This is a genomic window from Citrobacter sp. wls714 (genome assembly GCF_005281025.1).
Classification (GTDB): domain Bacteria; phylum Pseudomonadota; class Gammaproteobacteria; order Enterobacterales; family Enterobacteriaceae; genus Citrobacter; species Citrobacter werkmanii.
This window is the reverse complement of sequence record NZ_SZWZ01000061.1, coordinates 1-15861: the sequence shown is the minus strand read 5'-3', so window position 1 is coordinate 15861 and position 15861 is coordinate 1. Positions and strand designations below refer to the sequence as shown.

Annotated in this window: 11 protein-coding genes and 1 pseudogene; 1 reads left to right on the top strand and 11 read right to left on the bottom strand. The window is 50.2% G+C overall.

Annotated elements, in window-relative coordinates; genetic code table 11:
- Positions 1 to 26 precede the first annotated feature (26 nt).
- Positions 27 to 116 carry an LpxT activity modulator PmrR gene (pmrR, locus tag FDX11_RS25750; RefSeq protein WP_038636421.1) on the top strand — a complete coding sequence of 30 codons (90 nt, stop codon included), beginning with the start codon at positions 27 to 29 and terminating at the stop codon, positions 114 to 116.
- Here pmrR and pmrB read toward each other — a convergent pair.
- From pmrB to FDX11_RS11855, 11 genes and pseudogenes are all read right to left on the bottom strand, one after another.
- Positions 110 to 1192, bottom strand: a complete 1083-nt coding sequence (gene pmrB, locus FDX11_RS11905; RefSeq protein WP_038636424.1) for a two-component system sensor histidine kinase PmrB — start codon at positions 1190 to 1192, stop codon at positions 110 to 112. The genes pmrR and pmrB overlap by 7 nt on opposite strands.
- The gene (gene pmrA, locus FDX11_RS11900; RefSeq protein WP_038636427.1) at positions 1193 to 1861 is read right to left on the bottom strand and encodes a two-component system response regulator PmrA; all 669 of its coding nucleotides are present in this window, start codon (positions 1859 to 1861) and stop codon (positions 1193 to 1195) included.
- 4 nt (positions 1862 to 1865) lie between these two features.
- Complete coding sequence (gene eptA / locus FDX11_RS11895) at positions 1866 to 3503, bottom strand: phosphoethanolamine transferase EptA (protein WP_137365730.1); 1638 nt, start codon at positions 3501 to 3503, stop codon at positions 1866 to 1868.
- A gap of 116 nt (positions 3504 to 3619) precedes the next feature.
- Entirely contained in the window at positions 3620 to 4957 is a 1338-nt protein-coding gene (gene adiC, locus FDX11_RS11890) for an arginine/agmatine antiporter (RefSeq protein ID WP_038636433.1), read from the bottom strand.
- Positions 4958 to 5085: 128 nt separating this feature from the next.
- The gene (locus FDX11_RS11885) at positions 5086 to 5847 is read right to left on the bottom strand and encodes an AraC family transcriptional regulator (protein ID WP_137397968.1); all 762 of its coding nucleotides are present in this window, start codon (positions 5845 to 5847) and stop codon (positions 5086 to 5088) included.
- A gap of 311 nt (positions 5848 to 6158) precedes the next feature.
- Positions 6159 to 8425 (bottom strand): annotated as a pseudogene (gene adiA / locus FDX11_RS11880) (arginine decarboxylase).
- Between the two features lie 284 nt (positions 8426 to 8709).
- Complete coding sequence (locus FDX11_RS11875; RefSeq protein WP_042312891.1) at positions 8710 to 9342, bottom strand: DUF2238 domain-containing protein; 633 nt, start codon at positions 9340 to 9342, stop codon at positions 8710 to 8712.
- A 148-nt stretch (positions 9343 to 9490) separates the two neighbouring features.
- Positions 9491 to 11137: a class I fumarate hydratase FumA gene (fumA, locus tag FDX11_RS11870; protein WP_137397967.1), complete on the bottom strand. Its 1647-nt coding sequence runs from the start codon at positions 11135 to 11137 to the stop codon at positions 9491 to 9493.
- Between the two features lie 96 nt (positions 11138 to 11233).
- The gene (gene dcuB, locus FDX11_RS11865; RefSeq protein ID WP_003031873.1) at positions 11234 to 12574 is read right to left on the bottom strand and encodes an anaerobic C4-dicarboxylate transporter DcuB; all 1341 of its coding nucleotides are present in this window, start codon (positions 12572 to 12574) and stop codon (positions 11234 to 11236) included.
- 718 nt (positions 12575 to 13292) lie between these two features.
- Positions 13293 to 14012 (bottom strand): two-component system response regulator DcuR, encoded by a 720-nt coding sequence (dcuR, locus tag FDX11_RS11860; RefSeq protein WP_042312889.1) that lies wholly within the window; start codon positions 14010 to 14012, stop codon positions 13293 to 13295.
- Positions 14009 to 15640, bottom strand: a complete 1632-nt coding sequence (locus tag FDX11_RS11855; protein ID WP_137397966.1) for a sensor histidine kinase — start codon at positions 15638 to 15640, stop codon at positions 14009 to 14011. Before FDX11_RS11855 ends, dcuR begins: the two co-directional genes overlap by 4 nt.
- Positions 15641 to 15861 lie beyond the last annotated feature (221 nt).

Below are 15861 nucleotides of genomic sequence, written 5' to 3'. Positions count from 1 at the left end.
CCTTCATAGTTTCGGAGGAGAGTGTCATGAAAACCCGCATTTATGAAAGTTTGACTGCCCTGTGTAGCGTACTGATCGTCAGCAGCTTTTTGTACGTATGGGTGAGTTCTTACTGAGCTTTCGCTAATTCCACCCATGCGCGAGTGCCGCTCGTTCCCTGACGATTCTGCAAATAGAAATGCCCGTGATGTAGCTGGGTGATCCGACTGACAATGCTCAGCCCCAGCCCAATTCCGCCAAAACGGCTGTCCATCCGCACAAACGCTTTGCTTAACTCCCCGCATTTACTTTCATCAATGCCTGGACCTTCATCTTCGACGGCCATGACGGCGTCATGCTCGGTATTCAGGCCGATCGTAATAGTAGTGCCTTCCGGGCTGTAACGGTGCGCGTTCTCTACCAGATTGCGCAGCAGCATGCGTAATAGCGTTGCGTCGCCACGTACGACAACGTCCGCCGCGCTTTGCGGGAGGAGCAGCGTCTGCTGGCGCTGGTCCAGCATGGTGCTGAGTTCGTCATAGGAAGGCAGAATCACGTCCTCCAGCAGTTTGACATGTTGGTAGCTTCCGGCCGAAAACGACTGCCCGACGCGGGCGAGTTGCAACAGTTGCGACACGCTGTCCATCATTTGGTCAAGGCGCGCAATTAACGGCGAAACATCGACTTTATGTGTTTTGGACAATAATTCCAGATGCAGGCGAACGCCTGACAGCGGTGTGCGCAGTTCGTGGGCGACATCGGCGGTAAATAAGCGTTCGTTTTCGATAGTGGTGGTCAGCCGCGTCACCAGCTCGTTGAGCGCTGAGACGACCGCCTGTATCTCAACGGTTGAACTGTGAATTTCAATGGGGGCCAGGTTATCGGCTGCCCGCGCTTCTAACTCTTTTTGCAGATCGGCAAGGGGACGGGTAATACGTCGCACCGCCTGGTAGCAAATCAGCAGCGTCAGGCTGACCATAAAGATGCCGGGGACGATCAGGCTGGCGATAGCCTCGCGGATCTCATGCATGATGTGGCGATCGTTGTTACGGTTATCGCGCAGCGCCTGTTCGAATAACTGTATTTGCTCGGTACTTTCGTGCCACAACCAGAAGGTGCTAATGAGCTGAAAGACCAGCAGAATTAGACCGATCGTCAGTATTAACCGTTGGCGAAGAGGGAGAGGTCGTTTTAGATATTGCAGCAGCTTCACTTAGCTTTCCTCAGTGGCGACCAGCATATAGCCAAATCCCCTGACCGTGCGGATACGTGATTTCCCCACTTTATCGCGCAGATTATGGATGTGGACTTCCAGCGTATTGGTCGACGGTTCGTTATCCCAACTGTAGATGTCGTTATACAGAATTTCCCGGTGAACCGGACTGCCTGCCTTGAGCATCAGACGCGACAGGAGCGCGTATTCTTTCGGCGTTAAGATAATCTCTTGCCCGTCCATCCACACCTGGCGACGACCGATATTCAGCGTCAGGTTACTGACAATTAATTCGCTTTCACCCTGATTGTTATGACGACGCAGCAGCGCCCGGATGCGGGCGTGCAGTTCTTCCAGCGCGAACGGTTTGACCAGATAGTCATCGGCGCCCACGTCCAGCCCGCTGACCCGGTCTTTTACCGTATCGCGGGCGGTGAGGATAAGCACCGGTACGGTGTATTTTTTCTGCCTGATCCTGTTCAGGAAGTGCAGACCGTCTTCATCCGGTAAACCCAGATCCAGAACCACCAGACTGTAATGTCCGGTCTCCAGACATTGCTCCGCTGCCCGGGCCGTTGATACACCGTCGCAGGCATAGCCTTCCGTTTGCGCGGCGAGTATCAGTCCCTGTAATAACAACGTATCGTCTTCAACAATCAGAATTTTCATTCGCTTAGCCTCCCCGGCAGGGTTGCAGAATATCATCTGCCGCCTGATATTTCTGTGTTTGCACGCCCGTTAATCCCAGCAGGGTCGAGAACAGATTATCCTGTGAGAAGTTCTCTGAGCTTGCTCGTTTTTGCAAACATGTCTGAGAGACCTGATAGCGTTGCTGATAATCTTCTGAGAGCCACAGCAGCATCGGCACATGTTTTTGTGTATCTGGTGCAATCGAATACGGCAGGCCGTGCAAATAGACGCCATTTTCCCCTAAGGATTCGCCGTGATCGGAAAGATAGACCAGGCTGGTGGTAAAATTATCCTGATGCTCTTTCAGTATATTGATTGCTTTATCAACAATATAGTCAACATATAGAATCGTGTTGTCGTACGTATTGACCAGCTGTTGCTGGGAACAGGTCTGGATCTCGTTGGTGTCGCAGGTTGGCGTAAATTTCTTGAACTGCGCAGGATAGCGGTTGTAATAGGTCGGACCGTGGCTGCCGATGGTGTGCAGCACAATCACGCCGTCGCTTTGCAGATTATTAATGTACTCTTCCAGCCCGTGGAACAGGACGTCATCATAGCATTCACCATCAATACACTGTCCTGGCAGGTTCAGCTTAGTCATATTCTGGTGCGGCACCCGATCGCAGGCTCCTTTACATCCACCGTCGTTATCATTCCACAGCACGTTAATTCCCGCCCGCTGGATGATGTCGAGTACGCCTTCCTGATGCTGAGCCAGTTCTTCATCGTAATGCGCGCGCGGCATATCGGAGAACATGCAGGGCACAGATACCGCTGTGGCCGTACCGCAGGACGTCGTGCGCGGGAAATAGACCACATTATCTTTTTCCAGTAGCGGGTTGGTCTGGCGCGCATAGCCGGACAGGGAGAAGTTGTCGCCGCGGGAGGTCTCGCCGAGAACCACAATTGTCAGGTTTTTACGCTTTTCTTTGACCATCAACGGATTGCGATGCGCATCTTCGCCAATGCGTACCAATGGCAGGTGGGCTAGCCTCTGATGCGAATACCAGGATGACGTCGCCACAATGCTGTTGGATGGGCTGAGGGATTTCACCAATTCTTTGTTGTTGCGAAACAGTGAGGCGTAATCTTTATAGAAGAACGCGGCGACCAGTACGATCAGCAGCGCGGAGATCAGAATGTTCGCGCCACGGAACAACACGCTGCGCAGCGCTGGAGTAATAGGCTTGATTCTTATCCAGCAGGCAATGAGCGCGGCCAGAATACCGCTCACCCCGAGCGTAATTACCATTTGTGGCGTCATCAGGGCGAAGGTTTCGGCGGGCGTGGTGTCCATCATATTGGCGATCATCGAGCGGTCGATGATGATGCCGTAGGTCATGATGAAATATTGAGCCGATGCGCCAACCAGAATGAAAATGCACGCCACCAGACGGTTAAGCCACAGGAATGAGGCCAGCGTCAGCACGATATTCATAACGCTGAAAGCGACGACCGGCATCGATAAAAACACCAACACGTTGCGCACAGAATCCAGAGGCAGGTCTTGCAGCACTTGTTTATAGAACGCAATGTTCAGAAAGGTCGCAAGATAAAATGAGAGCAGCAGAAGCCAGCTGATTAACCCGAGAGCGGGCCTTTTAAACAGGTGCTTTAACATGAAAGGGATTCCATCGACTAAGTGGGGCAGATCCTCTCAAAGTAAAATTAAGCCAACCTTAAGTTCTTAAGATTGGCTTTTTGTTGGATGTCGGCTATTCACCAGTGCCGCTTGCGTTAACTATTTTTTACCGGGGCATCCAATGGATAGGGGTTTTTATGGATCCGGTTGTAGTTAAGTGCGTACAGCGCGGTAATAATCATCAGCGTGACGAACGACCACATCACCTCTTTGGCGCCAGAACCAATAACCGCCCAGATGCAGTAGACAAAGGCGATAAAGGTTACCGCCAGATACAGCGGGCGCGCTTTGCCGAAGTGACCATGACCGAGCAGCAACAACGCGGCACAGGTGTACAGATATGGCACCAGCGTGAAGATGACCGAAACCGAAGAGACCAGACCAAACTCTTTTGCTGCGTTCGGCGACATGCTGCTGAACTGGAAAATGGTCATCAGGATGCCGACGATAATTAACCCGGCCACCGGGGTACCGGCTTTGTTAACGCGGGCAAAAATCGGCGGGAACAGACCGTCATCGGCCGCCGCTTTGGCGGTTTGTCCGGCCAGCAGCGTCCATCCGCCCAGTGAACCAAGACACCCGGCAGCAGCGCAGAAGGAGACGATAGCGCCTGCGGTGTCGCCCAGCGCCATTCTTGCGGCATCGCCGAACGGCGAGGCCGAAACACGTAGCGCAGCGTTAGGGATCATCCCCATAATCGCCGTTGTGGAGAGCACGTAGCAAACGGCAGCAATCAGCACCCCGCCAATGGTGGCGATAGGCACATTACGTTTAGGATTTTTAACCACGCCTGCCGCGACGGAGGCACTTTCCACCCCGATAAATGACCATAAGGTCACGTTCAGGGTGCTTTGAATTGCGCCGAAGGTATTCATACCGCTGACGTTCCAGGCCGCCATATAGGTTTCACCGCGGAACCAGAACCAGCCGAAGACGGCAATCCCAACAATCGGCACCAGCGCCAGCACCGTTGCGACAGCCTGTACACGGGTGATCATTTTCGGGCCGACAATGTTCAGCAATACGAAGATCCACAGCACCACGACACAGGTCAGCGTCAGGACCAGCGGATCTTTTAAGATGGGGAAGAAGTAGCTCAGGTAACCGACGCCAATGACCACCATGGCGATGTTACCAATCCAGCAGGCCAGCCAGTACAGGACGTTAGTCTGGTAGCCTAAAAATGGACCGAAGCAGCGGCGGGCATAAGCATAAGAACCACCGGGACTGGAGTCTAAGGACGACATTTTTGCGTACACCATCGACAGTGCCAGAGCACCGATAATCGTGACCAACCATCCGTAGATTGCAATCCCGCCAGTTGACGCAAGGTTTGCGGGCAGCAGGAATACACCGGAACCCATAATATTCCCCGACACCATAAGGGTGACGGGGATTAAGCCCACTTTGTGAGCATCAGCATCCGTCGACATATTTTTTAACTCCTGATAAGGATAAATGACGGACTTATCATACCTCTTCAAAAGACTATTTTATGATGACGGAGCTGGGGTATCGCTAATGCTGATATTATTATGGCTTATCGCTAACTGATTAAAACTCAGGCAGCGGATGGCTCCCGAAATTGACTAACATAATGCAGTGGCGTCATCCCATAAAATTCTTTGAATACGGAAATAAAGTATGAGGTACTGTTATATCCGCACAGTTGAGAGACCTGGGAAATGTTTTTCTCGTCCATCAGGAGTTGATTGACGGCATAACGCATGCGACATGTGGTAATTATTTGGCTATAACTTGTATTTTCACTTTTGAGTTTTTTCTTTAACAAACTGGGACTCAGGCATAAGCAACTGGCGACCATGCTTAAATTCCAGTCTTTGTGTATGTCGCTCTCAATAATGTGATAAACGCTGTCGCTGATACGACTACGCAGCATATGCATGAGCAAAGAGATAAATTTTTTGCTGTCAAGAAAGCGGGATAGCACCGTGAATAGTAGTGAGCGTGTGCGCTCTCTTTCACCTTCGTCCCCTGTTTCCATTACGCTATGTTGAGCGGCCACCCGGAAGACATCCGGCGTCAGACAGATAGCGGTGATCACTGGGTTAGCACTCCGCTGCCAGAATGGGATCTGTGAAAGGTCCTTATTTAAAAAACGCAGATAGTCTTTAATGATATCGCGGCTGATATGTACGACCTGTGCGTTATTAAGTGATGAGAAATCGATAATATTGTTATCACATGCCACTAATGCCATATGATTAGCTTTTAAACTGATGGCTTCTTTACCGTTAATCCTTAACCAAACATCCTTCTCTGTTAATACCACAACACACGCTTCTTTGCTGCAAAGTCTCATACCCAAACTCCAGGAATATGACATAAACTACCGTAACTCACCATTGGGCAAGAAATAACCGGCAAATGAAATTGTGTGATGAATCAAGACAAGCGATAAAATAGCGATATTTTGATTAATTACAATATCTGTAGGGATTATTGCCGTGTACATAAATTTTTACGCAAGTGGCAACGTACAATTTTCGTATAAAAAAAGCGCGGGGTGGTCCCGCGCAAAAAGGTATGACAATGTTATTGTTTTGCAGCAATACTCAGGAATTACTCAAGCATGACATGTCATCCTTCAAATCGGACTATCTAAAAAAGACATTATGCTTTCACGCACATGACGTGATACACACCGTCAATAATTTCCGTTCCTTCGGTTTCATGTTCAAATCCAGGGAAGTGGTGGTCCCAGGACTGCAACGAACGTAGATAACTAATCTGCGGGCTGTTAGCATCGCCAAAGTTTTCCCCGGACAACAGCATCGGAATTCCTGGTGGGTAAGGAATCACGGAGTTCGCTGCTATACGGCCCTGCAGATTTTCAATGGCCACCATCTCAACGTTATCGCTGACAATCGCGTTATAGGCTTCACGCGGTGTAATTTCAGCAACAGGCAGGCCGGAGTAGGCTGCATTGAGACGGCTGCCAGGGTTGTTCTCTTTCAGCCAGGCAAACATGGTGTCGCCAAGATCGTGAATGCCCATGTTTGCGTAAGTGTCTGGATGTTCCTCCACCAGTTCAGGCATTACCTGTGCCAGCGGAGTATTCGCATCGTAGTGATGTTTGAAAGAGCACAACGTGTTGATCAGTGTGCCCCATTTCCCACGGGTAATCCCCATTGAGAACAGGAACATAATCTGGAAGTCGGTGGTACGCGTCGGCACGATACCGTGACGGCCAAGCCAGGCGGTGACCAGTGCAGCTGGAACACCGGTCTCTTCCAGTTCGCCATTGTCGCCCATACCCGGCGCCAGAATACTGACTTTAATCGGGTCCAGCATGCTCCAGTTATCCGGCAGGTCTTTAAACCCGTGCCAGGATTCGCCCGGACGCATTACCCAGCAATTCTGGTCAGTGGTCAGGAGTTGGGTTGGCGCATCGGCAAAGTCATAGGTTTTGCCGGTCTGCGGATCGGTTACCACCTCTTTGTTCCATGGTTTGAAGAACCAGTCGCCTTCGGCGGTGAATTCTTTGTACAGCCGCGCCATGGCCTGGCGGAAATCGACCGCTTCGTCGATCACTTCCTGGGTGAGCGACAGGCCGCTGTTACCGTCCATCATGGAAACCGCCACATCGTTTGAGGCGCAGATGGCATACAGCGGAGAGGTGGTAGCGTGCATCATGTACGCCTGGTTAAAGCGGGAGAAGTTCACGGCCCCACGACCTTCACGGACGTGGATATAAGATGCCTGTGAGAGCGCATTCAGCAGTTTGTGAGTCGAGTGGGTGGCAAAAACGGTAGGGCCGTTATGATCGCCCGGCGCGCCACGCATGGCGTAGTGATCGGCATAAATTGGGTTAAAGCGGGCATAGCCGTACCAGGCTTCATCGAAGTGGATGCGATCGCTGGTTTGCGCGAGCAGATCCTGCGCCTCTTTTGCGTTGTAGCAAACGCCGTCATAGGTACAGTTAGTCACGACGCTGTATGACGGTTTTTGTCCGGCTTTGCCTTTTGTCAGTGGGCTTTCACTGATTTTTTTCTGCAATGTTTCAGGCTGCATTTCCTGCGGGTAGATAGGCCCGATAATGCCGTAGCGGTTGCGACTAGGCACCATGTATACCGGTTTTGCCCCGGTAAGGATCAGCCCCTGTTCAATCGATTTATGGCAGTTGCGATCCAGCACCACGACGTCGTTGTCGGTCATACAGGCTTGCATGATGGTGCGGTTAGAGCCGGAAGTCCCGACCACCACGGACCAGGAGCGGTCAGCCCCAAACACCCGGGCGGCATATTTTTCGCTCTCGCCAAATGCGCCAGTATGATCCAGCAGTGAACCCAGGGAGGTGCGTTCGATACCCATGTCGGTACGGAATAAGTTTTCACCGTAGTAGTCATGATAGAAACGACCGGCTGGGGTTTTGGTAAATCCGACGCCGCCCTGGTGGCCAGGCGCTGCCCAGGAATATTCATGGATGTCGCCGTATTTCATCAGCGCGCTGAACAGCGGCGGCAGAAGCTGCTGGCGGTAACGGGTCATTGCCGCCACGGCGCGCCCGGCGATAAAGTCTGCGGTATCTTCCAGAATCCAGGCGAATTCATCGACAAGCTCCAGCAGGTCGCGATCCAACGATGCAGTGGCTTTTTCGCGATCGCCCAACAGGAAAACGGGAACGTTTTGCTGGCGCTCGTGGAGCTTGCCGATCAATTGCCTGACATTCAGGTGCTCATCTTGTTGTTCCATTTGATAGCTGAACATCAGGCAATCAATGGCTTCATTTGCGGCGAGGATGCGTAACCATCGTCGAATGAGGTGGACTTAATGACGGTAACATTCTGGCGGCTTAATGCGTCAGCCAGACGTTCGACAGCGCTACCGACCCAGGTGTCCTGATGCAGAAACTCACTTTCAACAATTAATACTTTCATCATCTTTTACCCGGTTGTGGAAAGGTTGCAATTTATGGATTGCAGACACACCGTATGAATGTGACGCAGGCAAGTATTATCCTGAGAAAATGGGCTGTAAAGCGGGTGAAAAACAGACTGATTTGTATTTTATATGTTTTTAAACAATGAGTTATTCTATATTGATGGCGGATTTTAACCGCCGTTTATCGACAGGGGGACTATTTTTTTGGCTGATACTGATATTGCTGAATGGCAAGCGCGCAGGCCGGATGCGCATCAGCGACATCCGGTAATGATTTCATTCAGTTGGCGGTGACTAACCCATAATGGCGCAGTTGCTTGCAATGCGTCCTCGCCAGTAAAATCACGGTGGTTAAGGCCCCAAGCAGGGCGCAAAACATATCGGATTGGGTATCCCATGGGTCGCCCTGCGTGCCGAGAAAATCATCAGCTCCTTGACCCATTGCCAGCGCCGCCCACCATTCGATCAGCTCATAGGTCGCGCTAATCGCCAATGCCACGCAGCAGACTAAAAATGCCAGCATTTTTCGGCCACGGACAATATTACCGCGCACTAAAATCTCTCTTGCCGTCAGTGCTGGCACCAGCCCCTGAAAGAAATGACCCAGCTTGTCATAGGGATTGCGACTAAGATCCAGCCATTCCTGAACCTGAAAACCGACGGGGACTTTGGCATAGGTATACATACCGCCGACCATCAGAATGATGGCGTGAAAGAAAATTAGCGTGTAGAGCAGAGGCGTCAACGGGTAGCGCTTTACGGTAGTCAACAACAACGGTACGACGATAATGACCGGCGTGACTTCCATCAGCCAGGTGATTTTCTCAGTGGCACAGATGCCGGTGTAGATAAGGATCAGCGCCAGAATCAGCGCGCCAGACTGCAAAATCATGGGGTTCAGTGTGCGGAGCATTATGAATTCACACGTAATGGAAAAGATTACTATTCCCTGTGAGCAGGAAAAATTCAACGCCAGTAAATGGGGGGATTAAGGTGGCCCGGGGGGATCGCTGGACTGACGCCAAAAGTTTTAGTGTCAGTCCAGTGCCGGGCCGAATAGGTTACTTCGCGCAGTTAGCGCATTGTTGGCTGACGATTTGCTGGAAGAAATCGTTGCCTTTATCATCGACCAGGATGAACGCCGGGAAATCTTCTACTTCGATTTTCCAGATAGCTTCCATACCCAGCTCCGGGTATTCCACGCATTCCAGATGCTTAATGCTCTGCTGCGCCAGTACCGCTGCCGGTCCACCGATGCTGCCTAAGTAGAAACCGCCGTGTTTGTGGCAAGCGTCTGTCACCTGCTGGCTACGGTTACCTTTTGCCAGCATGATCATGCTGCCGCCGTGTGACTGCAACAGGTCAACATAGGAGTCCATACGACCTGCGGTAGTCGGGCCTAAAGAGCCGGACGGATAACCTGCTGGCGTTTTTGCCGGGCCCGCGTAGTAGATCGGATGATCTTTCACGTACTGCGGTAGACCTTCGCCGGACTCAATACGCTCTTTTAGCTTCGCGTGGGCGATGTCACGACCAACAATAATCGTGCCGCTCAGTGACAGACGGGTAGAAACCGGATACTGCGAAAGCTGGGCGAGGATTTCTTTCATCGGGCGGTTAAGGTCGACTTTAACCACTTCGCCTTCGCCAGCCTGGCGCAGAGATTCTGGGATGTATTGGCCTGGATTATGTTCCAGTTTTTCAATCCAGATCCCTTCGCGGTTAATTTTGGCTTTAATGTTACGGTCCGCGGAGCAGGAAACGCCCATACCTACCGGGCAGGACGCGCCGTGGCGAGGCAGGCGGATCACGCGGATGTCGTGCGCGAAGTATTTCCCGCCAAACTGAGCGCCGAGGCCGAGTTTCTGTGCCTCGATCAGCAGTTCCTGTTCCAGTTGCAGATCGCGGAACGCCTGGCCGTGGGCATTGCCTTCAGTCGGCAGTCCATCATAGTAGTGTGTGCTGGCCAGCTTCACCGTTTTAAGGGTGCTTTCCGCTGACGTGCCGCCAATGACGAATGCAATATGGTACGGCGGGCAAGCTGCGGTACCCAGCGTGCGCATTTTTTCCACCAGGAAGTTTTTCAGTTTCCCGGGAGTCAGCAGCGCTTTAGTTTCCTGATACAGATAGGTTTTGTTGGCTGAGCCACCGCCTTTGGCCACGCACAGGAATTTGTATTCGTCACCGTCCACGCTGTACAGATCGATTTGAGCAGGCAGGTTGGTGCCGGTATTCACTTCTTTGTACATATCCAGCGCCGCGTTTTGCGAGTAGCGCAGGTTATCTTCAATATAGGTATTAAATACGCCTTTGGAGAGCGCTGCTTCATCGCCGCCGCCGGTCCATACGCGTTGGCCTTTTTTACCCATGATAATGGCCGTACCGGTGTCCTGGCAGGTTGGCAATACGCCTTTGGCGGCGATTTCAGAGTTTCTCAGGAACTGCAGCGCTACGTACTTATCGTTTTCGCTGGCTTCGGGATCATGGAGAATTGAGGCGACTTGCTGTTGGTGTTCTGGGCGGAGCATGAAGGAGGCATCGTGGAAGGCTTGCTGGGCCAGTAGCGTAAGTGCTTCAGGGGCTACTTTCAGGATTGTCTCGCCTTCAAACTCGCCGACGCTGACGTGATCGGATGTCAGCAGGTAGTACTCAGTTTTGTCTTCCCCCAGTGGGAAAGCCGCCTGGTAAGTGAATTCAACTTTTGACATTTGCTTCCAGCCTTTTCATTTTTCTCAGGAATTTTAAAATTCTCTGTGTCTTAACGGTGGCGTGCCGTACCAACGTGGACGGCACGCGAACTGTAATTACAAGAAACCGTACATTGCGGCGAAGATCCAACCAAAGACACAGGATACGCTTACGCCGATCAAACCAGGCAGAATGAAGCTGTGGTTGATAACGAAGCGGCCGATGTGGGTGGTACCGGAACGGTCAAACTGAATAGCAGCCAGATCGCTCGGGTAGGTCGGCAGAATGTAGTAACCGTAACATGCCGGCGCCGAAGCAACGATGTACGCTGGATCAACCCCGATTGCCAGCGCGACTGGAACAATCGCCGCCAGCGCCGCTGCCTGGGAGTTTACAAACTTGGATACCAGCAGCAGAACAATTGCATAGGCCCACGGGTACTCTTTCACCATATTGCCCAGCACACCTTCGATTTCCGTCATGTGCGCGCCGAACATTGTTTCGGCCATCCAGGCAATACCGTACACCGCCACAATCGCGATCATACCGGAACGGAAGACTTCGTTTTTAGATATTGAAGCGGGATTGGTCTTCGTCAGGATAATAATCAGCGCACCGGTCAGAAGCATGAACATCTGGATAACCAGCACCATGGACAGCGGTTTGCCGCTGAAGGTAGGGCGCAGCTCAGAGAATGCGCCGAGCACGGCAACAACGGCGATAGCGGCAAGGAAGATCCACATAGCCAGCCAGTTGCTTTTCGGCAGTTTTTTGTCTAACAGCGTGGCGGTGTCGCCATAAACATAGTTGTGGTTTTCAGGTACGGAAATAAACTTCTGGAATTCTTCATCTTTATCCAGATCTTTACCACGGAACCAACTGAAAATACCGATAGCCAGTATACCCAGCAGGGTAGATGGGATGGTGATGCTGAGCAGGTCGAGGAATTCGAGATGTTTGCCTTCAAACGTCACGTTACCCAGCATGGCGACCAGTGACACAACGGCAACGGAAACCGGGCTGGCGATAATACCCATCTGCGCACCGATAGAACTCGCCGCCATCGGACGTTCCGGGCGAATATTGTTCTTAATGGCAACGTCATAAATGATTGGCAGGATGGTGTATACCACGTGGCCTGTACCACAGAGAATTGTCAGAGTGCAGGTAACAAACGGCGCGACGATGGAAACGTATTTTGGGTTACGGCGCAACAGCTTTTCAGCAATTTGCAGCATAACGTCAAGGCCGCCGGAGGCTTGCAAAGTTGCCGATGCGGCCACCACGGCAATAATAACCAGCATAACGTCTACAGGTGGTTTACCCGGCTGGAGATGGAAAACGAAAACCAGAATGACCAGGCCGATACCGCCTAATAAGCCCAGTGCGATACCACCTTTTCTGGCACCATAGAACAAACATATTAATATTATGAGAAGTTGTATACTAAATAACATTTTATTTACCCTCGCGAAAAACCCAGTCAATTTTTTGAAAAATGGATCTGTGCCACATTCTTTTTTGCCAGAATAGGCATCAAAAAATGGTCAGTATTCGATATGTCCGTATTTGCGATTAATGTTCAAATGTCTTGCTAGAATGTTTTTTTAAAGTTATGGCGATATTTAGCTTTTTTCTGTGGCGTTGAACAGAGGAGAGAATCCTCAGGCGATGGGAAGCATAACTGGGCATAGAGAGCTGCGGTTGACGCTGTAATTTATCTGTTTTGCGTTTTCCGCTATGGTATGAACCACCGACAGAATGAGTGAGTGGGTTATTTATGTGATCACGGTCACGCCATTTCATGATGTAATGAGATTGGCATGCGGATGCTTTTATTTGCTCACAAAAATGTACGGTGTCCATGGTACGTAGCATGGTCTCCATTGCTACCAGTCTAGATTTTGTATGTCTGGTTAATTGCAGACTAATCCTTTATGGGTAAAAATACACACTCTGCGAGTTAGATAATACTTAATTAACTTTTGTTAGCGATTTTGAAATTAAAAACAGTGTATGTTTATCAATATTGAAATATAGCGTTTGACATGTTGTGTACAAATATATTTGATCTAACGCAAATTAATAAAGCGTCTGCTTCAGCCAGTAAAATAGGGATTTTTCATTATTTTAATAATTGTTACTTTCAAATAACAAATAATCCCAAAAATGTATTTATTGGCAATATTGTTTAAGCAATGAGTATTGCTCAGCCTGAACGCGGTAACGATAAACAGGTCTACCGGTCACGCCATAGTGGATGCTGGTAAATAAGATGTGACAATTAACCAGCCAGATAAGGTATTTTCGGCAAGAAACACGAGAGATATTGACCTCATTGGCCAACTCATCCGTAGAGAACTCCTGATCCTGGTGCTCATCAATCCACTGGCACAGCGTGCGTAATGTTTGTGGCGTTAATCCTTTCGGTAAGCGACGTACTTCCTGTTCACTGGAGGAACTGCCGTGAATCAGTTGGTCAAGCTCAGACTGTTCATAGTACTGATGCTTTTCCATCTCTGTTTTCTTATGTAGCCAGCCGGTTAGCGCTTCTTCAAAACGGGAGGCCTGGAAAGGTTTGATCAGGTAGTCAACGACACCATAGTGAAGCGAGTCTTTGATGGTGGTGGCGTCAGCGGCGGAAGAGATGACAATAACATCACACTTGCAGCCTTCGCTGTGCAGAACGGGTAGCAGATCCAGACCATTTTCTTTTTGCATATAAATATCCAGCAAAATCAAATCGATATGATGACCGCTATGAAAGATGATCTCTTTGGCTTTCTCCAGCGTAGAGGCTGTTCCGCAGCAATGAAAACCGGAGAGTTGTGCGACATAACGACGATTTAATTCCGCTACCATTGCATCGTCATCGACAATTAAGACATTGATCATCTGCTGGCCCTCTCACCATTCCACGGTAACTGTACAAAAAATTGGGTGAAGACCCCAGGTTCAGACTCGACGGAAATATTGCCGCCAACACTTTCAACCTGCTGTTTCACAAGTGCTAAACCGACGCCTCGTTCGGTTCCTTTTGACGAGACGCCCTTTTCAAAGATGTGCTCAATGTGTTCAGGGACGATCCCTGGACCATCGTCATTCACTTCGCAATGCAACCAGCCGTGTCGATAGTGCAAGGATACGCTGATCTCGCCACCCGGTTCTTGACCTAGCGCCTCCAGGGCGTTTTCAATCAAATTCCCCAAAACGGTAATCAGCACCGCTACCTGATCTTCATTGCTGTTTTCCGGCAATTGGCTTTCATTGCTAATGACCAGACTATGGCCTAAATCAGATGTGCGATTAATCTTGCTGAGTAAAAATCCAGCGATCACCGGAGATTTTATTTTTCCTAACAGTGAGCCAATCTCTTCCTGATAATTGTTCGCGGTCTTCAGGATGTAATTTTCAAGCTGCTTATAACTTTTCAGGTGCAATAATCCCAGAATCACGTGCAATTTGTTCATGAATTCGTGGGATCGTTCACGAAGTGCGTCGGCATAGTTAACCATACCGTCCAGGCGTTGCATCAATTTCCGAACTTCAGTTTTATCGCGGAACGTTGAAATGGCCCCGATGATTTTTCCGTTGCTGAGTACCGGAACAGTATTAATTAAGAGTAGCCGATCTTTCACCGTGATCTCTTCATCGCGGCGTGGCGTTCCATCGCGTAGCACCTGCGAAAAATCGACCACCTGTGACCACGCGTGGCTGAGCGTTGAGAGTTGAGCATCGTCTTGTGATTTGTGGTAATCAAGCAGTTCCTGCGCCGCCTGGTTTATCAGCGTGACTTCACCACACTCGTCAACAGCAATGACACCTTCCTTTATAGAGTGCAGCATCGCCTGGCGTTGTTCGAACAGATTGGAGATTTCATACGGCTCCAGGCCAAACAGAATGCGCTTAAGGACTTTGACTAATACCCATGTGCCGAGTAACCCAACCAGAACGCCAAACAAGATGGACCAGAAGATGCTGCCGCGACTGTTATTGATCTGCTCAGTCACTCTGCTTAGCTCAAGGCCGATCGCCACCACGCCAATCTGTCGGTGATGCTCATCATAGATAGGAGTAAACACGCGCAGAGCTTTAGCCAGAAACCCGCGATTAATGGCAACATTCTCTTTGCCCTGCAAAGCCAGCAAAATGTCATCGCCTTTAAATGGCTGACCGATTCGTTGCGCTTCGGGATGGGAGTAACGAATGCTTTGCATATCGGTGACGACGATGAACAAAAAATCGTTGCTCTTATTCACCGCCTGGGCAATAGCCTGAATGCCGCTTTCCTCAGGTTTTTTCATTAATCCCTGACGGATCTCCGGCGAGTTTGCCAGCGTCCGCGCGACCGCAAGCGCTTTATCCGCTAACGCATCGCGCGTCATGTTGCTGATTTGCGAAAAGTAAATCAGATGAACAACAAGCAGCACTGAGAAGAGTACTGCACTGACCATGAGGATCACGGTAGTGCCGAGCTTCATCGGGCGTTTGCGTATAGCTGTACGTTGCAGTGAGTATCTCATCACGGTCCTGGAATCACGGTTTGTGCGGGTATTATTGCCTGATGGGATGCGTAATTCAAAGGTGGTAGGGATTATGGGGCTTAAGTTGTCAGTCCTTCTTCTATATATGTAGTGTGAATTGCTTTCTATATAGAGATCTCTGGACCGGTTCTCTCCACTTTTCAGCAATGCGCATCAGTAATTTTTCGGCGATTGTGGATAACTCTGTGTGTAAATGGGTA

What these genes read in the sequence shown, in the direction of transcription:
- pmrR (WP_038636421.1), top strand. Translation starts at nt 27, where the DNA reads ATGAAAACCCGCATTTATGAAAGTTTGACTGCCCTGTGTAGCGTACTG.
- pmrA (WP_038636427.1), bottom strand. Translation starts at nt 1,861, where the DNA reads ATGAAAATTCTGATTGTTGAAGACGATACGTTGTTATTACAGGGACTG.
- eptA (WP_137365730.1), bottom strand. Translation starts at nt 3,503, where the DNA reads ATGTTAAAGCACCTGTTTAAAAGGCCCGCTCTCGGGTTAATCAGCTGG.
- adiC (WP_038636433.1), bottom strand. Translation starts at nt 4,957, where the DNA reads ATGTCGACGGATGCTGATGCTCACAAAGTGGGCTTAATCCCCGTCACC.
- FDX11_RS11885 (WP_137397968.1), bottom strand. Translation starts at nt 5,847, where the DNA reads ATGAGACTTTGCAGCAAAGAAGCGTGTGTTGTGGTATTAACAGAGAAG.
- FDX11_RS11875 (WP_042312891.1), bottom strand. Translation starts at nt 9,342, where the DNA reads ATGCTCCGCACACTGAACCCCATGATTTTGCAGTCTGGCGCGCTGATT.
- fumA (WP_137397967.1), bottom strand. Translation starts at nt 11,137, where the DNA reads ATGTCAAAAGTTGAATTCACTTACCAGGCGGCTTTCCCACTGGGGGAA.
- dcuB (WP_003031873.1), bottom strand. Translation starts at nt 12,574, where the DNA reads ATGTTATTTAGTATACAACTTCTCATAATATTAATATGTTTGTTCTAT.
- dcuR (WP_042312889.1), bottom strand. Translation starts at nt 14,012, where the DNA reads ATGATCAATGTCTTAATTGTCGATGACGATGCAATGGTAGCGGAATTA.
- FDX11_RS11855 (WP_137397966.1), bottom strand. Translation starts at nt 15,640, where the DNA reads ATGAGATACTCACTGCAACGTACAGCTATACGCAAACGCCCGATGAAG.